The 19,549-nt window shown below is 61.8% G+C and carries 19 protein-coding genes; 5 read left to right on the forward strand and 14 right to left on the reverse strand.

The annotated features are described in order from the left end of the window. The first annotated feature begins 152 nt into the window (after positions 1-152). Entirely contained in the window at positions 153-1,304 is a 1,152-nt protein-coding gene (locus tag ODQ19_RS12245; protein WP_330210152.1) for a M14 family metallopeptidase, read from the forward strand. A gap of 159 nt (positions 1,305-1,463) precedes the next feature. Here the strand turns inward: ODQ19_RS12245 and ODQ19_RS12250 are convergent, their stop codons facing one another. From ODQ19_RS12250 to ODQ19_RS12270, 5 genes are all read right to left on the reverse strand, one after another. After that, positions 1,464-2,003, reverse strand: coding sequence for a cytochrome b (locus tag ODQ19_RS12250; protein ID WP_032896571.1), 540 nt, complete (start codon positions 2,001-2,003; stop codon positions 1,464-1,466). Continuing rightward, positions 2,000-3,082, reverse strand: coding sequence for a catalase family peroxidase (locus ODQ19_RS12255; protein ID WP_330210153.1), 1,083 nt, complete (start codon positions 3,080-3,082; stop codon positions 2,000-2,002). Before ODQ19_RS12255 ends, ODQ19_RS12250 begins: the two co-directional genes overlap by 4 nt. A 119-nt stretch (positions 3,083-3,201) precedes the next feature. Further along, a complete protein-coding gene (locus ODQ19_RS12260; protein WP_032896566.1) occupies positions 3,202-3,966 on the reverse strand; it encodes an enoyl-CoA hydratase-related protein in 765 nt (254 codons plus the stop codon). Between the two features lie 47 nt (positions 3,967-4,013). After that, the gene (locus ODQ19_RS12265; protein ID WP_330210154.1) at positions 4,014-5,300 is read right to left on the reverse strand and encodes a hypothetical protein; all 1,287 of its coding nucleotides are present in this window, start codon (positions 5,298-5,300) and stop codon (positions 4,014-4,016) included. Further along, positions 5,293-6,900 (reverse strand): amino acid adenylation domain-containing protein, encoded by a 1,608-nt coding sequence (locus ODQ19_RS12270; RefSeq protein WP_330210155.1) that lies wholly within the window; start codon positions 6,898-6,900, stop codon positions 5,293-5,295. The genes ODQ19_RS12265 and ODQ19_RS12270 overlap by 8 nt, the downstream gene beginning before the upstream one ends. Positions 6,901-7,096: 196 nt before the next feature. Between ODQ19_RS12270 and ODQ19_RS12275 the strand changes: the two genes are divergently transcribed. Together ODQ19_RS12275 and ODQ19_RS12280 are read left to right on the forward strand one after the other, a co-directional pair. Further along, a complete protein-coding gene (locus tag ODQ19_RS12275) occupies positions 7,097-7,603 on the forward strand; it encodes a sigma-70 family RNA polymerase sigma factor (protein ID WP_330210156.1) in 507 nt (168 codons plus the stop codon). Beyond that, on the forward strand, positions 7,600-8,337 hold the full coding sequence (locus tag ODQ19_RS12280; protein ID WP_330210157.1) for an anti-sigma factor family protein: 738 nt from the start codon (positions 7,600-7,602) through the stop codon (positions 8,335-8,337). Before ODQ19_RS12275 ends, ODQ19_RS12280 begins: the two co-directional genes overlap by 4 nt. On the opposite strand, the gene ODQ19_RS12285 is transcribed toward ODQ19_RS12280, so the two are convergent. The 7 genes from ODQ19_RS12285 to ODQ19_RS12315 all read right to left on the reverse strand — a co-directional run bounded on the left by ODQ19_RS12285 (position 8,334) and on the right by ODQ19_RS12315 (position 14,659). After that, positions 8,334-9,308, reverse strand: a complete 975-nt coding sequence (locus ODQ19_RS12285; protein WP_178088092.1) for a Csu type fimbrial protein — start codon at positions 9,306-9,308, stop codon at positions 8,334-8,336. The genes ODQ19_RS12280 and ODQ19_RS12285 overlap by 4 nt on opposite strands. Before the next feature lie 23 nt (positions 9,309-9,331). Beyond that, positions 9,332-11,680 (reverse strand): fimbria/pilus outer membrane usher protein, encoded by a 2,349-nt coding sequence (locus ODQ19_RS12290; protein WP_330210192.1) that lies wholly within the window; start codon positions 11,678-11,680, stop codon positions 9,332-9,334. A 72-nt stretch (positions 11,681-11,752) separates the two neighbouring features. Then, positions 11,753-12,541 (reverse strand): fimbrial biogenesis chaperone, encoded by a 789-nt coding sequence (locus ODQ19_RS12295; RefSeq protein ID WP_116665171.1) that lies wholly within the window; start codon positions 12,539-12,541, stop codon positions 11,753-11,755. A 26-nt stretch (positions 12,542-12,567) separates the two neighbouring features. After that, positions 12,568-13,056 (reverse strand): Csu type fimbrial protein, encoded by a 489-nt coding sequence (locus tag ODQ19_RS12300; RefSeq protein WP_330210158.1) that lies wholly within the window; start codon positions 13,054-13,056, stop codon positions 12,568-12,570. Between the two features lie 2 nt (positions 13,057-13,058). Further along, positions 13,059-13,601, reverse strand: a complete 543-nt coding sequence (locus ODQ19_RS12305; protein WP_003192220.1) for a Csu type fimbrial protein — start codon at positions 13,599-13,601, stop codon at positions 13,059-13,061. 18 nt (positions 13,602-13,619) lie between these two features. Beyond that, positions 13,620-14,165 (reverse strand): spore coat protein U domain-containing protein, encoded by a 546-nt coding sequence (locus tag ODQ19_RS12310; protein WP_116665169.1) that lies wholly within the window; start codon positions 14,163-14,165, stop codon positions 13,620-13,622. Then, the gene (locus ODQ19_RS12315) at positions 14,159-14,659 is read right to left on the reverse strand and encodes a Csu type fimbrial protein (protein WP_442962742.1); all 501 of its coding nucleotides are present in this window, start codon (positions 14,657-14,659) and stop codon (positions 14,159-14,161) included. The genes ODQ19_RS12310 and ODQ19_RS12315 overlap by 7 nt, the downstream gene beginning before the upstream one ends. Positions 14,660-14,840: 181 nt before the next feature. On the opposite strand from ODQ19_RS12315, the gene zapE reads away from it, so the two are divergent. Both zapE and ODQ19_RS12325 read left to right on the forward strand, forming a co-directional pair. Continuing rightward, a complete protein-coding gene (gene zapE, locus ODQ19_RS12320) occupies positions 14,841-15,935 on the forward strand; it encodes a cell division protein ZapE (protein WP_330210159.1) in 1,095 nt (364 codons plus the stop codon). 37 nt (positions 15,936-15,972) lie between these two features. Beyond that, positions 15,973-17,271 carry a protein kinase gene (locus tag ODQ19_RS12325; RefSeq protein WP_330210160.1) on the forward strand — a complete coding sequence of 433 codons (1,299 nt, stop codon included), beginning with the start codon at positions 15,973-15,975 and terminating at the stop codon, positions 17,269-17,271. Between the two features lie 122 nt (positions 17,272-17,393). Here ODQ19_RS12325 and ODQ19_RS12330 read toward each other — a convergent pair whose 3' ends face one another. After that, on the reverse strand, positions 17,394-18,098 hold the full coding sequence (locus ODQ19_RS12330) for a YebC/PmpR family DNA-binding transcriptional regulator (protein WP_003192227.1): 705 nt from the start codon (positions 18,096-18,098) through the stop codon (positions 17,394-17,396). Positions 18,099-18,207: 109 nt separating this feature from the next. Beyond that, positions 18,208-19,533 carry an MFS transporter gene (locus tag ODQ19_RS12335; RefSeq protein WP_330210161.1) on the reverse strand — a complete coding sequence of 442 codons (1,326 nt, stop codon included), beginning with the start codon at positions 19,531-19,533 and terminating at the stop codon, positions 18,208-18,210. Positions 19,534-19,549: the final 16 nt, after the last annotated feature.

Below are 19,549 nucleotides of genomic sequence, written 5' to 3' on the forward strand. Positions count from 1 at the left end.
GAATTAGCGCTTGAGAATCAATCTCATAGACTCTAAGCTGCGGCGGCGTCACGGATGACGCCCCCTCCCCCTGCAACAATTTTTGCATCCAGGTTTTACCGAACGCCTGTGTAAGATAGCCGCCACATCACTCATATTCAGGCAACCAGACTATGACCGTGGCCTTGACCTCCATCAAGATCAGCACCGACTTCGACAGCGGCAACATCCAGGTTCTGGATGCCAGCGACGCTTATCAGTTGTTGCTGGCAATCAAACCCGACACCCGCAGCGATCACTACCAATGGTTCCACTTCAAAGCCGAAGGCATGCACGTGGGGCACACCCATACCTTTCGCCTGAGCAACGCGGGGCGCTCGTCCTACAAACATGCCTGGAGCGGCTACAACGCCGTGGCATCCTACGACCATATCAACTGGTTCCGGGTACCGACGCGCTTTGATGGCGAGATCCTGCACATCACCCTCCAGACCCGGCAAAAGCACGTCTGGTTTGCCTATTTCGAACCCTACAGCCGTGAACGCCATGATTGGCTGATCGAGCAAGCCCTGAAGTACGCCGGGATCACCCTGCTGGCCACCGGCAAGAGCGCAGAAGGCCGCGATATCCAACTGCTGCGCCGAGGCAAAGGGATCGAAGGCCGGCGCAAGGTGTGGATCATCGCCCAGCAGCACCCCGGCGAACACATGGCCGAATGGTTTATGGAGGGCGTGATTGAGCGCCTGCAAAAAGACGGCGACGACGAACTGAAAAAACTGCTGGCCGTCGCCGATCTGTACCTGGTTCCGAACATGAACCCGGATGGCGCCTTCCATGGCCACCTGCGCACCAACGCCATGGGCCAGGACCTCAACCGCGCCTGGCAAAGCGCCAGCCAGGAACTCAGCCCGGAAGTCCTGTTCGTCCAGCAACAGATGGAAAAATACGGCGTGGATATGTTCCTCGACATCCACGGCGATGAAGAAATCCCCTACGTGTTCACCGCCGGCTGCGAAGGCAACCCCGGCTACACGCCGCGCATCGAAGCCCTGGAAAAACACTTTCGCAGCCATTTGAGCCACCTGACCCGAGACTTCCAGACCACCCACGGCTACACCCGCGACCTGCCCGGCCAAGCCAACATGACCCTGGCCTGCAACGCGGTAGGAGAAAAATACGACTGCCTGTCCCTGACCCTGGAAATGCCCTTCAAGGACAACGACGACGCGCCCAACCTGCGAACTGGCTGGTCAGGCGATCGTTCGAAACAGTTGGGCAAGGACGTGTTGAGCAGCGTCGCAGATATCGTCGGGCGTTTGCGCTAACGCCCTGTGACAAGCTCTTTGTGGCGAGCGAGCTTGCTCGCGCTGGGCCGCGTAGCGGCCCCATGAAGATCACTGCCGGATCACCTGACACACCGAGCAGGCTGTTTTGGGGCTGCTGCGCAGCCCAGCGCGAGCAAGCTCGCTCGCCACCAGAAGCGGTCAATCCTTGCTGCCGGTCATGCTTTGCAAGACACCATCGCGGCGGATCAAACCGTGGAACAACGCGGCCGCCAGATGCACCAGCACGGTGAGAAACAGCAGATAGGCCAAATAGCCGTGAGCCTTGCGCAGCAACGCGAACAACGGCGCATTCGCCCCCACCAGCGCGGGCAATTGCAGGTTACTGCTGAGCATCACCGGGTCACCGGCCGCTGAAATCATCGCCCAGCCCAGCAGCGGCAACACCAGCATCAAGGCATACAACAGCACATGGGAAGCCTTGGCTGCGAGCCTTTGCCACACCGGCAAATCCGCTGGCAACGGCGGTTGACGCGTGGAAAAACGTACCGCCAGGCGCACGATCACCAGTGCCAGAATCGCAATGCCCAGCGGCTTGTGCAGGTGGATCAGCCACTCATGGCGCTCCGACACCGACGCCGCCAAACCCGCGCCGATAAACAGCATGGCGATGATCATCAGCGCCATCAGCCAGTGCAGCACGCGCGCCAGGGGCGCAAAGAACCGTGGTTGAGCATTCATGGCTTCGACTCCTGAGGGGCGCTGTGCAACGGGCTGACTTCACCGGCCCGGCGCAGGTACGAGCTGGCATAGGCGGCCGAACGTGCGGCCAGCAAGGGGTCATTGGAGGCTTGGATACCACTGGGCAGAATCAGCGGGTCAAAGTTGATATCGCGGCAATCGCCGTCTGCCTGGGGCTGGCTGCTTTGCAGCACAAGCGTGCCAGCGTTGAGCACCTTGTGTGCGCCGCTCCAGGTCTTGCTTGCATCGTCCAGCGGGTCGCCGGGGTTGGCCAGGGTCATGTTCAACTGCCAACGCAACGGCCCGACAGCCAGACGTCGCACCAAATCCTGCTCCAGGAAGTCACTGCCCGCAGGTGCGGTATCACCCACCGCGTCCTGGCTCTGGGGCACCACCTCCCAACGCACGGCCTGGCGCTTGCCATCGGCAGCCACCAGGTAAAACGCGTTGATGCCGTTATAGGTTTCAGTCGCGTAACTGGCCGATGGCTTGGCGGTTTTGACCCAGGCCAGGAACGGCGCGGTCTCGGGGTGTGCGGCAAAAAACGCCGGCATGCTCGACGGGTTCGGCTTGCCGGTGGCCGGGTCTGGCGCGCCGGCCTTGAGCAACTGGTAGAACGCCTCGGGCGTGCCCACCGGGAACACCGGCATGCTGTTCATCCCCGTACGCCATTGCTGGCCGTTGGCCTGGCTGAACTGCACGGCGAAACTGCGAATCGGCACACTGCTGTCCGGCGCGTAGGGGTTGCCGCTGGGCAAGGCAAACCGGCCGATGATCGGGGTCTTGGCCTCGCTGAACACCTGGGCACTGGAATAGGCACGGGCCTCGGTACTGCTCTCGAAATACCCCGCCACGCATACGCCCTTGGCATGGTTACGGCGAAAGCCCGGATGCACGCCGTTATTGGTTTCCAGGGCATTGACTAAGGTCTTTGGCCGCAGACGTTGTGGGTCGAGCGTGCCATTGACGTAGGCAAATGCCCCTACCACCACCGCCACTACGCCCCCAATACACGCCAGCCTGACCAGCAGGCTGGCGGTACTAAGAGGCGGACGCGGCGGTAAAGAGTGATCAACCATAAAAAACTCCAGGGCCAGTGGCCGCAGGGGAAAAGTGTTATGAGACGAATCTCACGTAGGCTTATTCCCCGTTCACTGTAGTTTTTTTGTACTAGACGCGCTGGTAGATCCACTCCGTTCTAGCGCTGGTTAAACAATGGCTGTCGTTTGCGAAGAAACGCCTGCATGCCTTCTTGCTGATCAGGCGTGGCGAACAGGCCATGAAACAACCTACGCTCCTGACGCACACCTTCGTGCAAGCCGACCTCCAGGGATTGTTCCACCGCCTGTCGTGCTGCGCGGGTGGCCGTTCGAGAAAAGGACGCAATTTGTGCCGCCACTGCCAGTACTTCATCCAGTAAGTTCGCGGCCGGGTAAACGCGAGACACCAACCCCGCCTGCTCGGCTTCCTGGGCGGTCATTGGCCGCCCCGTCAATACCAGATCCATCGTCTTGGCCTTGCCAATCAACCCTGTCAAACGTTGGGTCGCCCCCATCCCCGGAATAACCCCCAGCTTGATTTCTGGTTGGGCAAAAGTGGCGGTATCAGCGGCGAAAATCATGTCGCACATCATCGCCAGTTCGCAGCCGCCGCCATACGCATAGCCTGTCACTGCGGCAATCGTGGGGGTGCGCAAACGGGTAAAACCTTCCCAGCCGGCGAAGTAGTCTTCGTTGAGCATGTCCAGATAGGATTTGCCGCTCATTTCTTTGATATCGGCCCCTGCCGCAAAAAACTCGCGGGTTCCCGTAATCACAACACACCCGACCCCAAGGTCTTGGTCCACTGCAGCCAAATGGCCGATCAATTCCTTCATCATCGCCGAACTCAGCGCATTCTTGGCTTCAGGGCGGTTGAGCTTGATCAGGACCACGCGGTCATGACGTTCCATTAAAACATTCATCGGCATCTCCAACGATTTGATTGATATCGCTCTCACTTCAGGCTGTCTCAGGAATCCCAGATGGCACCCTGGGCGGGTATCCCGCGCGCTTCCAACTCTTGCACCACGCGTTGAGTCAACGCCTGGTTGGCAATACAAATCACCGCTTCGGCGCCGCAGGCTTGCACCGCGCCATAGGCCAACTGCACCAGGTCGGGCTTACCGCGCTCATCGGTGTCCCAGATCACTGCATGTGGCTGGGCCCGCAGAATCTCCTCCACCAGTTCATCGCCGTAGGTCTTCCTCGGGCTACGCGTGGACCAGATCAATTGAATAGGGACCTTAGCTGCGAGCAAATGCGGCATGACAGGCCCAATCCCGCTGCCTGTGGCGATGTACACCACAGACCTGAACAGGGTTTCTACATTGGCAACACCGGCGGTGGTAATGCCCTTGACCCATACATAGCGGGGCAAGTCCTCGATAAACTCCCCGGTCCAATCGCCTGCGCGGGAAATGATCAGGCGAAAACCCGCCTCGCCTGGCGCGCAAATATTGGCAAAGGAGTGCCATTCCAACAGCGGGCTACGGCTGATTGCGCTGGATGAACCGGCGAATGGTGAGGTGTGGCTCAAGCGTGTAATCACGGCATGCGTGGAAGGCCGCGTGTGTTCAACGGCAACCTTGCGCAGCCGCAACCAGGGCAGCAGGATGCTCAGGGTCAGCAGGACCAGCATCCAGAACGAAAGGCTGTGCGACAGGTTCGATGTGGTCGATAACGTTTGCCACCAGAACAATAGCAACGCGCTCCAACCGGCAAACCGATGAACCCGTTCAAACCCGTTGTGAAAGCGGCTTCGGATACGTGGTTGAGCCATAACCACCATGAACAGCAACACGCTGAGCAGCAAAACGCTGATCCCCAACGAGCCTGCCGAAACACTGTCCGGTTGCCGCAGATAATGCGTGACCTGCACACCGACCAGGCCCGCAAACCATCCCGTGGCCGCCAAGGCTGCGCCGCTGTGCAGCCCGCCGAAGTGATACACCTTGGCTGCGCTTCGCCGCACACCGAGCGGCCATGTACGCGGTATCCGCGTCGCCAGCCAAAACAGGCCATTGATCAGGTATTGCTGGCGAATCAGGATGGCGATCGACAGGTTAATCAGCACCATGTCCGACAGCGTCTGCACTGCAATGGCTTGCAGGTCCACAGCCAACAGCACAAAAACAGCGTTGCCAATCAAAACCCCTGAAGCCAGGCGGTTGTAATAAGAAAACATCGGCAGTGAAGCCCAGCGTCGCCAAAGCGCTGGCTTGGGCGGCACAACAGTACGGGTCAGCGCATCAATCATGACCAGGCCCCTGGGTCAAAACCGCTTGCGCCGCCACCTGCGACTCCCGGGCCACTTGCAGTAACAGTGCCTTGTCGATCTTGCCCCTGGCGGTCAGGGGAAAATCCTCCACCGCGTAGATGGACTGCGGCACGCAGTAGTAGGCCAAGCGCTGTTGACATGCCAACCGGCAAGCCTCTATGTCAGCGTTGGCTGGGGAGACAAAGGCCACCAACGTACGATTGTCCAGCTTCAACGTGACCGCGCGCATGCAGTTCGCACCGGCCTCCAAAGCTGCCGACACCGCGTCCAGCTCTACGCGGAAACCGCGAACCTTCACCTGGTCATCCACGCGACCTAAATGTTCGAGTCGGCCGTCAGCTACCCAGCGCCCAAGGTCTCGCGTACGGAACATCACCGCATCGCCGCCGCGAAAGGGATCCGGGCGGTACCGGTCCAAGGTCAATGCCTTGTTGTTCAGATAGCCCGCCGTTACCCCCGTACCACCGGCCCACATCTCGCCCATCTCGCCTATTGCGCAGGCACGCCCCTGGTAATCGAGCACATAGACGGTGTTATTCGGTGTTGGCCTGCCGATAGTCAATGGTGTTCCTGGTACGTGCAGGTGCAACGTGTTCACGATGGTGGTTTCGGTGGGCCCGCACCCGTTGTAGAACATACAGTGTCCGGCCCAACGGTCTGCAAGCGCCTGGGAGCAGGCCTCTCCGGCCACCGCAACGTACTTGAGGTCGGGACATTGCAAAGGGTCAAGGGTAGCCAGTATCGATGGCGTTGCGATCAACACGTTGCACTGGGCCGCTGTCTGCGCGATATCTTTGCCGCGAATCAGCAAGGTCGCGCCATGCGCCAGGCAACCGAGTATTTCCCAGGCAGCCATATCAAAGCCGATATTGAGAATCTGCCCAACAGTGCGACCCGGCGCCATTCCCATCTGCCCAGGTTGGGTCAACAGAATGTTGCACACGTTACGGTGGCTGACACACACGCCGTTGGGACGCCCAGTGGTTCCGGAAGTAAACAGCACAAAGCACAGGCCATCGGGACTGACCTCGGCGGACACGCCATCATTGTTCTCAGCCACCCAAGGGGTTTGCGCAATGAACGTGTCCAGACACAGGCAGCGGGAGGCCGCGTCTGCCGGAATGTGCTCCAACAGGCTCGACAAGGTCAGAATGACCGGACTGGACAACGACTCCAGAACCATACCCAACTGCAGGGTAGGCACGATTCTGGCGTCCTGGGGGACATACGCGGCACCAACCTTCAACACCGCCAGAAGCCCGACCAGCATGGGGATCGAACGTTCGACGAACAACCCCACCGTGTCACCCGGCTTCACACCCTTTGCAAGCAGGTGCACAGCCAAACGGTTGGCTTGTCGGTTGAGCTGTTCATAGCTGATACGTTGGCCCGCGCACACGGCCGCTGTGGCGTGGGGCGCCGACTTTGCTTGTGCCTCGATGGCGTGGTGTACGTTGGCGTAGGCGGCCAGCGCTGAAGGCCCGCATCCCCATTGCTCAAATAGAACTCGCTGCGCGGCAGGCAAATGAGCCAGCGAGGCGTTGGAAAAAAACTGTTTAACGCTCGGCGAATACGTCATGAGCACCCTCTCACTATTGGCCTGCCGGCTGAATACCGACAGATACAAGGGTGGATAGAGGGCTGCGCACGAGATTACAGACTCTCAAGCTATGCAGAAGCTTCCCACTCATACCCGGGGAAGTTTCTTTGCACAGTGCATGGAATAAGCTACACAGATCGACGTCTACCTCAACACAAGTGAGTAGACTCATCCCATGCATGAACTCGACGAACAGTTACGTGAACTCATCCCCAGGTTGCGGCGTTTTGCCGTGTCCCTGACGCGCAACAGCAGCAGCGCCGATGACCTGGTGCAATCGACCCTGGAGCGCGCGATAGTCGCTTGGGCCGATAAACGTATCGAGGGCGACCTGCGCGCCTGGCTGTTTTCGATCCTCTACCGGCAGTTCCTCGACGCCCACCGCCGCAACCGCCGCTATGCGCGCATGCTCGAATTCTTCATCGGCCGCGATGACGTGCAACCTTCGGTGGAACGCACGGTGCTGGCCCAATCCACCCTGCAAGCCTTCGACCAGCTGAACACCGAACAGCGCGCCCTGCTGCTGTGGGTGTCTGTCGAAGGCTTGAGCTACAAGGAAGTGGCCGAGATCCTCAAGGTGCCCATCGGCACCGTGATGTCACGCCTGTCTCGCGCACGCCAAGCGCTGCGTCAACTCAGCGATGGCGAAGTGACCGGCCCTGCCCTGCGGAGACTCAAATGATCAGCCTGCCCCCCAGCGAACGCGATTTACATGCCTACGTCGATCACCAATTGCCGGACACTGATCGCCGTGTGCTTGAAACCTGGCTGGCCAGCCACCCCGAAGTGGCGGCCCAAGTACAGGCCTGGCAACAGGATGCACAGTTGCTGCGTGCGTCGTTGAGCGGCGCCCTGCAACAACCGCACAACCCGGCATTGGACCCGGCGCTGATTCGCCAGCGCATCAAGAAACAGTCCCGTCGGCACCTGGCCACAGCGGCGTTGCTGCTGATCGCCGTGAGCCTCGGCGGGTTTGGCGGTTGGCACGCCCGCGAAGCCACCCAGCCCCCGCTGCTGCCGATGACCGACGCCATGCAGGCCTACCGCCTGTTTGCCCAGGACGGCATCATGCCCGCCGACTACAACGCCCAGGACCGCGGCACCATGCAGGCCTGGCTCGACCGTTATTTCAACCAGGCCCATCGCCTGCCCGACCTGAGCCAAGCCGGTTTCAAGCCGGTCAGCGGGCGCCTGCTCACCACCGACCAAGGCGCGGCGGCCATGGTGCTGTACCAGGACGCGCAAGGCCGGCGCATCAGCTTCTACATCCGCCCGCCGGGCCCGAACAACGGTTTCCTGCCTCGCGGCAGCCGCAGTGCCGATGGCTTGCAGGCCGACTACTGGTCGGGCGGCGGCTACAACTATGCGATGGTCAGCCCGGTGGACCAGGCCACCGCGCTGCAGACGCCATTCTAGAAACCGACGTCCAGCACCACATTGTCCAGGTAGGTGCCGGCCGGTGGCGTGGGCTGGTCGGTGTAAACCTTGGCGTTGTAGTTGTACACCTGGCTGCCGACGCCCAAGCCGTTGCCAGGGTTGACCTCGGCCGTGGAACTGGCCCGCCGCGCCGCGCCGACACTGCCCCAGCGCGTGGTGCCAGCGCTTTGGAAAATGTCATAGGCCAGGTAATTGCCGCCGGAAACCATACGCCGCCGGCCGCCGACGCTCACCGGGTTCTGGCCATCGCTCAAGCCCACGGTATAGGCGCTGCCCTTGGTGCAGGCGATGTTGATGGTCTGCCCGGTCACCGCAGTAAACCCACTGACCACCGGCGCGCTGCCAAAGCTGATATTCGGGGCAGTGATCTGGCAGTCGTTGGTCACGGTCATGCTGACGGTCAGCGACGCCGTGCCACTGCCGGTGTCACGTCCCAGGCAAATGCCGCCAAGGCCGATCCCCGAGCAATAATTCCACTGCCAGGCGATGCTCAATGTCTCGGTGTACACCCCAGCGGCGACGTTGCTGCCGGTAATGCTGCTCAGGTACAACGGCACGGTTTTGGCGCCGGGCCCTGCGATCAGGCCAATGCTCTGGGCGATGCCGCCAGCGCCGCCAAAATCGAATTGGCTGCCACGGGTGATGGGATAGCTGGTGCTGTTGTTGCCATAAATCGTGTAGCTGATCACATCACCGGTCGGCCCGACCATGCCACTTTGCGACGAGGTGATCGTGGCGTAAAAGTGGTCGGTGGACACCAGCAGCGATATCAACGCCGAAGTGCAACTCAACCCTGAATTGGTTGTGGAGCTGGTTTGCGCGGCGGTGCGCAGCGTCATCGAACTGATCGAACCAAAACTGGCCGGCACGGTGGACGCCACCGAACACGCCGCCATGGCCTGCCCGCAAAACAACAACCCTACGCCACATAACCCTACGCTGCCCCTCATCTGAACACTCCCTGTTCAAGCCCTCATTGGCAGACTAATGGCCCGATCAAGGGCACGTCCTGTTGCTGCGCATCAATATCGAATGTCGCCTGGCAGGTGCGGCCTTCACCCAGGGTGACCTGCAAGGTGTTGTGGGCGCTGAGGTTTTCCAGATACACCAGGCCATCCCAGCCGACCACCGCCTGGGTGCTGCTTTGCTCATGCACCACCAGGCTGCCCAGTGGCAATTCCTGGTGCTGGCGGTCCACCAACGTGATGCTTGCGGCGAGCACCCGGCGCAGGGGGAATTCCAGCAGGTAACCGCTGCCCCGGCGTACCGACACGCGCTGCTCCACATTGGGGCTTTGCACATTCGCCGGCAGGTTCAAGGGGTCGATCTCATATTTGCCGCGGTAATACGCACTGCTCCACGGCACCAGTAAATGGCCATTGCGATCGGTCTGACCCACCAGCTGGTTTTCGTAGCGCACCGGAATCCCGGCAAAACCCTGGGTGCTCACTACCACAAAGGCGTCATTGATGCGGTTGGCGGCAAAGGTTTCACCGCCCATCCACACCAGCGAGCCGCTGGCATCGGCCCAGCGCGTCAGGGCCTCGCTGCTGCCGTACACGCCGGCCTGCAACTGCACCGACTGCAAGCGCCAAGTCAGGTCGGCCTGGCGATAGCTGGGGGCATCGCCCTGGGCATAGCCGAGGTTGTAGCCCACCCCGCCTTCGCTGGGCACCGCACGGCTGTAGTTGATGCGCTGGCGACTGGCGCCGTCCTTGCTGCGCTCGGCGCTCAAGGCCAGGCTGCCGTTGAGGTCAAACGGGATGACCAGTTGCGCCTGCATGGCCCAGTTGCTGTCGCCGATTTCGCGGTTGGCCGACAGATAGAAACTGGTGTTGCGCCACAACGGCTTGCTCCAGCTCAGGTTGAGCAGGCGCGTGCGCGAGTCGTCTGCCGCCTGCACGTCGAAATAACCCAGGCCCAGGCTGCCGAAACGCTGGAGGTTAAGGCTCAGGGTCACCTGCTCGCTGCGCTTGCTGAGGCTGGCGTAAGGGGTGTCGACCAGGGTCAGGTCGGCATAGTCGTCGCGACGTTCCACCCGTTGGTACATAAAGCTGTAGCGCGTGCTGTTGTACTGGTAACCGAGGCTCAGTTGCTGGCCGGTGCGGCTGTCGAACTGGCTCTGGCTGAGGGCGGTATTGAGCACACCGAAGTTGCCTAGGCGCAGGTTGCCGCCGAGCCCGCCGAGGGTCAGGTCGCTGGAGGCTTCGGCGTGGCTTTCCAAGGTCAGGTGATCGGAATAGCCATAGCGGAACGTGCCACTGGCCACGCCCGGCCCGTAGCCGAAATCCCGCAGGGTGTAGTCACGGCGCAAGGTACCGGCGGCCAGCGAAAAATCCGTCAAGCCTTGTTGCAGCAAGGTGCTGGTGACGTAGAACGGTACGGTGGTCGACACTTGGCGGCCCAGGGCATCGGTGGTGACCACCACGGCCTCGCCGGCACCGTTGATGAACGGGATGTTGGTCAGGGTGTAGGGGCCGGGTTGCAGTCGCGCGCTGTCGGATTTGTAGCCGTTGATAAACAGGTCCACCGACGAGGGCACCGCCGCCTCACCGGCAAACTGCGGCAAGGGGTACGTGACCAGGTCGGGGCGCACGGCAAAATCCCGGGACAGTTGCACCCCGCCCAGGCGCACCGAACTGCTCCAAGGCAGCGAGCCGCTGATCACGTCGCCAGCCTCGTAGGTCAGCAGGCGTTCATCATCGGAAAAACGCCAAGTGGTGTCGTAACGTCGGTAACCATTGTTGAGGGTGCCGCCGCTGATGCCATCGGACAGGGTCTGGCGCAGTTGCCCCGTGTTGGACAAGGTGCCCCAGGTGTCGAACAGCCGCACTTCGTTCCAGGCCGCGAGGTAACTGCCGCCGTCGTCGGTGTCATTGAAATACACGTCATAGTTGAGCAAGGCGCCGAAGCTGCTCATGGCCTGGGTACGCGGATAGGTATTGCGGTTGCCGATGAACTGTTCCTGCAGCCAGGAGGGCGGCACATCCAGCAGCAGGCGCTGGCCGTTGCTGTCGTAGTCGCTGTGCAGGCCCGGTACTTGGTCCAGGGCCACACTGCCGACGGGCTCACCCGGCAGTTTCATGCCCACGTCCTGCAACGCGCTGGCCGGCACAAACAGCTGGCCGGCGCGCTGCTCGACCGCGATGACGCGGCCGGTGTCCATCTGGTTGACCACCAGTTCCAGAAACAGCTGTGCATCGGCAACTGCCTCCATACTGCCGGGCGGCGGCGGCAAGTCGCCCGCCATCGCTGCGCCCCACAGCCCGCTTGCCACTGCCACCGACGGCCATAAAACCCGAGCCCAACCACGACTCACCATGGCGTTGTGTCCTTCAATGGACATCTCCATCCTGTTAAAACCCGGGCGCGTGCCCGTTGCGCTACATAACGGCTATCGCTTGGGCGCCAGGCTCTCCAGTTGCGGCGCGCCGTTGACCCTGACCTGCAACGGCTGGTCGGCCGATACGGCATCCGGCACCGGCCAACGCATGCTCGCGCCAGGCAGCACATAGCCGAGCAAGCCGTCCACCAACGGCCGGGTTTGCCCGCCCTGTTTGAATGACGCATCGGTAAGCCGCGCATGCACGGCGCCCTGGTTGTGCACCTCGATGTAGTTGCGCCCTGCCACGTTGACCTTTTGCCAGCTCAACTGCGGCTTGCCCGCGCCCTTGGGGTCACGTTGGCGGGTGGCGTCGTCCTTGCTCCACAGGCCGGCGCCGTAGGCAAACAACGGCACCGAATAACGCATCTGAAAGCGAATCGCCGCCGCCGTGTTCTTGCCCTCCGGCGGCGTGGGCACCTGAAGCGCCGAGGGGATTTCATCAATGATGATGCGATAGGCCAGCTCCTGTCCCGGCGGCACTTCCCGGGTGCGGGTCAGGCGCACCAGTTGCTTCTGGCCCGGCTCGATTTTGGCCACGGGCGGGCTGCCGATCACATCGCGCTGGTTCTGGTACTGCTCGTCGAAACCGTTCTGGCTCCAGGCAAACACGCGGATCTGCAGGTTGGCGGTCTCGGTGCCACGGTTCTCCAGCCACAGCGCGCTGGCCTGTTGGTCGGCCTCCAGTACCGGGTCAATGGGCCAGATCAGCACCGAACTGGCCGCCTGTACAAACCCTGCCGAGCACAACGCCCCCAAGGCGAAACCCGTTGTCCATAACCGTCGCAGAGCACAACCCATAACACCCCTCCTTAAAACCGTTAGCCCTACCACGTCAGCTGCACCTGCAGCGTGTCGCTGTACGTCCCCCCAGGCTGATTGCCCGGTAAAACTACCCGCCCGTAAATCGGCAGGCTGATGTTGCTCGCATCGCTGTAGGTCACGCTGACGCTCTGGCTGATGCCCAGACTCTGGCTGAACGCCGCATCGCGAAACAATTGGTAAGCCACCCGCGCGCTGCCACTGTTGAGCTGCAAGTTGCGCCCGGTGGTGCTGTGCAGGCCACCATCCACGCTCATGCTCAGGGCCACGCCCGGCGTGCATTGCAGGGTAACGCCGCCAGTGAGAGCCGCTGTGACCGTGCTGGTGGCCAGGGCCGAATAGCTGCCGTAGGCCAAGGTGCCGTAGTTGGCGCCGCCGCCCACGATCAGGCAGCCCGGCGTGATGGTCGCACTCACCTGGAAGCTCTGGTTGACCACCGCCGACAGCGGCAACGGCATCGCCAGGCCGATGGCGAGCAACACCCTGGGCCACATCGTTAGAACGTCAGTTCCACGGCCACGGTGTCGGTGTAGGTGCCCGCTGGCAGCCCCGCCTTGCCCACCGCACGGCCGTAAAGGTTGACGGTCTGCGCCACGCCGGTACTGGTGGCGAGTGTCACCACGCCGTCGATCGCCAGAAGCGCGGAACGCCCGCTGTCGGTGTAAAAATCGTAGGGCACGAAGTTACCCACGCCATCGGCCAGCGCACGGGTGCCTCCTGGGGAGGCGCCATCGTGGGCCCCGGCACGTACCTTGATCGTTGGCGCGGTGCCAGCCGAACACAAAATCGACAACGCCCCACCGGTACCGGTGCCGCCGAGCAACTGGGCGTCGGCATTGGTAAACAGGCTGTTGGTGGTGCCGAAGTTCAAGCTACCGAAATTCAGCCCGGTGGCCGCTCCAGAGCCGTTGACCTGGCAACTGGCGATCAAGGTCAGGCTGGAACTGATCTGCCCGGTCACCGTGGTCGCCGCGTTCAGGCTGGACGCCAGCCCCAGACCCAGCGCACAGAGGCCGATTCGCGATACAAGTACATGCATGATATCCATCCTCATGGTTTACCAATCCAGAGTCACCGTCAGGGTGTCTGTGTAGAGGCCGGCCGGTAGGGCCCTGGTATTCGCCACCACGGAGCCGAATACCGGGATCGGTACCTGGGTGCCCTGGGTCACGACGAAATTGCGTTGCTGGCCGATGCTGTAGGCACTGCGCCCCTGAGGGTCAGCCGACAGTCGATAGGGAATGGTCTGGCGGCCATTGCTCAGGCGCCGCGTGGTGCCGTCGCCGTTAGCGCCCCCGTCGATGGTTACCGTGAAACTGCTGACCACCGAGGGGTTGCAGGACACCGACAGCGGCGCCTTGTCGCCATCTGAAATCGCCGCGTCCAAGGTCTCGTTCCACGTCGGGCCCTGGCTGCCAAAGTCCAACAGCGCGGTGCCGCCTTCGGGCGTGACCGGCGCGGTTTCCACGCCCTTGCTCACTTCACAACTGGCAGTGATCACCAACCGCGCGTGGACCTGGCCGTTGACCACCGCCGCCTGCGCGTCATCCGCCAGCAACAGCAGGCCGCCCAGGGCCGTCACGGCCAGGTAGCGGCTTACCATGTGACCGTGACCTTGAGCAGGTCGGAATAACGGCCGACGGCGGGGATGTCTTTGAGCGGTTCGATCCGGCCATACAGCGGCAGGTCTACGGAGCCGGTATCCGGCACGCGGCCGCTGATCGGCACGTCCACCGGCAAGGGGATCAGCCGCGCGGCGTCGGCATAGATTCGATAGGGGATGGGCCGGCTGGAGGGCACCGGATTGGCGAGATAACGCACTTCGCCGACGCCGCCATGCAGGCCGCCGTCAACGCGCATTTGGTAAGGCGTGTCGGGGTTACATTCCAGGCGCGGCTGGCGTTGGCTGATCAGGGCCGCACTCAGCGGGCCGGCCGGGTCATCCAGACGTGGGCCGCTGCCGAAATCCAATACGCCAAGTTGCTCGATGCCCGCATTGCGGGTGGTGCCCACCAACTGGCAACCCCGCTGCACGTTGATGCGCACCTCCACCTGGAGTTGCGCAGCAAACACCGTGCTGCAGAGCATCGTGCCCATGACAGTCAATACCGCTGGTCCCTTCACTGCCCCAATTCCTTATACAGGGGTGACAACTGTGTATGAGGTTAGCCAGTTAACGCGAAAGTGCCAGTTTGCAAGGCTTGGGGCCCTTCACTATTGGTCAAATGGCATTGAGCGTCCTACAGTGAACGACCATCGCAATACAGAGTGATTATTCTTGGCCGTGCTTGCCCTGTTCCAGCGCCTGCTGGGTAAAAAAACCGACGCCTCGGACGCCTCGCCTATCCCGGCGTATTTTCAAAAAAAGGCCGTACAACAGGGCTATACCCTCAGTGATGGGCAAATCCGGGCGATTACCGCCCTGAATCGCGAAGCCCAACACCTGCTCAACGGCCAGGCCACGCGCAGCCTGTACCTGCACGGCCCGGTGGGACGCGGCAAAAGCTGGCTGCTGGACGGATTTTTCCAGGCACTGCCCATCGCCGAGAAGCAGCGCGTGCATTTCCACACGTTCTTCGCCCGGCTGCACCAGGGCATGTTCCTGCACCGCGAGCATGACGATGCCCTGGGCGTCACTCTGGACGAGCTGCTGGCCAGCTGCAGAGTGCTGTGTTTCGACGAATTCCACGTGCACGATATCGGCGATGCGATGCTCATCAGCCGTTTGTTCAAGGCCCTGTTCCAGCGCGGCGTGCTGGTGCTGGTGACCTCCAACTACCCACCCGAAGGCTTGCTGCCCAACCCGCTGTACCACGAACGCTTCAAGCCGGTGATCGAGCTGATCGCCGCGCGCATGGAGGTGCTTGAAGTCAGTGCGCCTCAGGACTTTCGCAGCCTGGCCCAGGCCCACGCGCAACAACGCTTCACGGGCGGCCAGTACGTCTGGCCAGGTACGGCTGGCCAGCGTGAAAACCTGAGCCTGCCTGCCACAGATTGCCCGGCGCAAACCCTGAAGGTCGGCACTCGGCAGTTACAATGCCGAGGCCATCAGGCACGAACCATCGCGTTCACCTTCAACGACCTGTGCGAACAGCTCACGGCGGTCATGGACTACCTGTTGTTGTGCCAGGACTTCGACCACTGGATCATCGACGGCCTGCCGCAGCTGGCCGAATGCCCCATCGCCGTGCAACAGCGCTTTATCAACCTGGTGGACGTGCTCTACGACCAGGACAAACAACTGACACTTATCGGTCACCAGCCCCTGGATAAATGCCTGGAAGGCCAGGCCATCGACCTCGCCCGCACCGCCAGCCGCCTGCGCCAATTGCACACGCCGTGCCCGCAAACCGCGCCCGAGCCGCTATCATGAGCGCCTTTTACGCCTCCTTCCGAGCACCGCGCCCTGCATGAATACCCTCGCCCAACTCAAGGCCGGCCAATTGGCCGGCGCTACACGCCTGGATTTGGCCTGCGGGCTGACCGAGTTCCCCCGGGAAATCTTCGAACTGGCCGACTCGCTGGAAATCCTCAACCTCACCGGCAACGCCCTGAGCAGCCTGCCCGACGACCTGCACCGCCTGACGCACCTGCGTGTGCTGTTCTGTTCGGACAACGCCTTTACCGAACTGCCGCAATGCCTGGGCCAGTGCGTCAAGCTGAGCATGATCGGCTTCAAGGCCAACCAGATCAGCCAGGTAGCCGCCGCTGCCCTGCCCCCGCAGTTGCGCTGGCTGATCCTCACCGATAACTGCATCAGCCAGTTGCCCGATGAACTGGGCCAACGCCCGTTGCTGCAAAAGTTGATGTTGGCCGGTAACCAGTTGACCGACCTGCCGCCAAACCTGGCCCAGTGCCAAAACCTGGAGTTGATCCGCATCGCCTCCAACCGCCTCACCCACCTGCCGCAGTGGCTGCTGACCCTACCGAGCCTGACCTGGCTGGCCTACGCCGGCAACCCCGTGGAAATGGCCGTGCAGGTGAGCAGTGATGAGGCGACGCCGAACATCGCCTGGCAAGACCTGGAAATGGGCGAAGTCCTGGGCGAAGGCGCCTCGGGGATTATTCGCAAGGCGCTGTGGAAACCCCGTGCGGTGCCGGTCGCGGTCAAACTGTACAAGGGCACCATCACCAGCGACGGTTCACCGCTGCATGAAATGCAAGCCTGCATCGCTGCCGGGCTGCATCCCAACCTGATCAAGGTTGAAGGGCGGGTCGTCGGCCATCCCGATAACCAGGCCGCCCTGGTGATGGAGCTGATCGATCCGAGTTACCGCAACCTCGCGGCCCTGCCGAGCCTGGCGTCGTGCACGCGGGATGTCTACGAACCCAGCACCCGTTTCAGCCTGGACGTGGTACTGCGCATGGCGCGGGGCATTGCTTCGGTGGCGGCGCACCTGCATCGGCACGGTATTACCCATGGTGACCTGTATGGTCACAATATATTGTGGAACGCAGCGGGTGATTGCTTGCTGGGAGACTTTGGCGCGGCGTCATTCCATGCCACGGCGGACACGCTGGAAACCCGTGCGTTGCAGCGTATTGAAGTGCGGGCGTTCGGGGTGCTGCTGGGGGAGTTGTTGGAGCGGGTTGAGGCCAGTGACGAAAGCTTGCAGGCACTGCAACAACGCTGCTGCCAGCCGGATGTGCTGGCGCGACCGAGCTTCGAAGAGATCGAAGCCTTGCTGGAATCTCTGCTGCACCCCTGAACCAATGTGGGAGCGGGCTTGCTCGCGAATGCGGTGTGACAGTCAACAGATGTATTGGCTGTTCCACCGCATTCGCGAGCAAGCCCGCTCCCACATATTGACCGCTTGTACTCAGATAGAAGTCAGCCCGCCAGGCCGACGAACATATCCTGCACATCATCATGGTTGTCCAGGCCTTCCAGGAACGCCTCGACTTCTGCCATCTGCTCATCGGTCAAACCGCTGACCGGGTTCTTGGAGATATAGCCCAGCTTGGCCGACAGCACGGTAAAGCCCTGCTCCGGCAAAGCTTTCTGCACGGCATCCAGGTCGGTGGTTTCGGTGATGAACAAGGTGGCGCCTTCTTCACCCTCTTCAAAGTCCTGGGCGCCCGCTTCGATAGCGGCCATTTCCGGATCGGCGTCCGGCGTGTCCGGCGAGGCTTCGATCAGGCCCACATGGTTGAAATCCCAAGCCACCGAACCGGAAGCGCCCAGTTGGCCCTTGCGGAAGGCCACGCGGATTTCCGCCACGGTGCGGTTGATGTTGTCGGTCACACACTCGACGATCAAAGGCACCTGGTGCGGCGCGAAACCTTCGTAGGTCACGCGGTGGTATTGCACAGTCTCACCGAGCAGACCGGCGCCTTTCTTGATCGCGCGGTCCAGGGTTTCCTTGGGCATCGAGGCCTTTTTGGCCTGTTCCACCACCAAGCGCAGGTGCGCGTTGGTCGCGGTGTCGGCGCCGTTGCGGGCGGCGATGGTGATTTCTTTCACCAGCTTGCCGAAAATCTTGCCCTTGGCATTGGCTGCCGCTTCTTTATGTTTGACTTTCCACTGTGCGCCCATGACTCACTCTCTTATTCCCATCGCGCCGAAACGTCTACTGGCCGGCGCTTTGGGGGCAGAGTTTATAGCGCGAGAACGCTTCGTTCCACCAAAAAACCGGCCAGGGCCCTCAGGTGCGCAAGGGTTTGATCACCGCATTGCGGTCCGGCACAAAATCCCCGGCCTGGGCCAGTACGGCGGGCCTGGCATTCCAGTAGGGCATCAGCACCAGCGAAGAAAACAGCGCCGCACCGGCAAACACAATAAATACCGTAACGGTATCGAAATAGCCTGGCAGCAAACCGCCCAGAATCGCCCCCACCGAACCGCAGCCGTTCACAAAACCCGCGGCGGTAGCGCCGGCCTTGGCGGTGCCGAAGTCTATGGCCGCGGTGCTGCTGATCATTGAGTCCGGCCCATACAGCGTCAGGCCCATGACAAACAGCAGGGCCATCACCAGCACCACACTGCCGGTGTGCAGCGCGCCCATGAACAGCGCCAGGGCAAGCGTCAGCGCCAACAGGCTCAGCACACAGGCGGGCATGCGCCGGGCGCCGAACAGTTTGTCGGAGGCCAGGCCGATCAGCACCGGCCCCAGTAAACCAGCCAACTCAAACGCGGTGGGCACGATGGCGGCGCCGACCTTGCCCACCGACGGCATCTGCTCGTAGACGATCACCGGCCCCCACAACAGAATCGCGTAGCGCGCCGGTTTGAGCAGGAAGTACGCCAGCCCCAGGGTCAACACCGTGCGGTTGCGCAGGATCGCGCGCAGGGGTTCGAGTACGCTGACGCGCTGCTGGGCGGCCAACTGCTCGGCGCTCAGCACAGGCTCGGGCTCGACTGCCGGCAAGCCCACATCCTGCGGGGTATTGCGCTGGAACATAAAGAACAACACGGCCACCACCGCTACCACTGCGGCACTGGAAATAAACGCCGCGTGCCAACTGCCGATCAGCGTATAGGCCCACCAACCGGCAAACGGTGACGCGACCAACCCGCCAAACGCGTAACACGAACTCCATAACCCCAACACCCGCCCCCGCTGCTGCGCCGGGAAGAAACTGCCAAGGTTCTTGCATAACCCCGACCAGCCGGTGGACTGCGCCAAGCCCTGCACTAACATGCAAGTGACAAAGATCGGCAAGGTGGCAAAGGTGCCCATCACCAACGCTGCGCCTGCGGAAATCAGCAAGCCACCAAGCACCACCACCCGTGGCCCGAAGCGGTCGGCAAGCATGCCCCAAGTGAACTGGCCTACGGCATACGCGGCGAGGTAGAGGCCATCCAGGTTGGCCATCATCATTTTGTCGAGGGGGAAACTCGGGTCGTCGCCGATCCCCAGCTTCGCCACTGAAAACGCTTTGCGGGTGAAATAGAACGCGGCATACGCCAGCCAGGTGATGGCAAAAATCTGCACGCGCCAACGCTTGATGCTACCCATAGGGATATTCATGGTGGTTCTGACCTCA

Source organism: Pseudomonas sp. AM4(2022) (assembly GCF_036346515.1).
GTDB lineage: Bacteria > Pseudomonadota > Gammaproteobacteria > Pseudomonadales > Pseudomonadaceae > Aquipseudomonas > Aquipseudomonas paracarnis.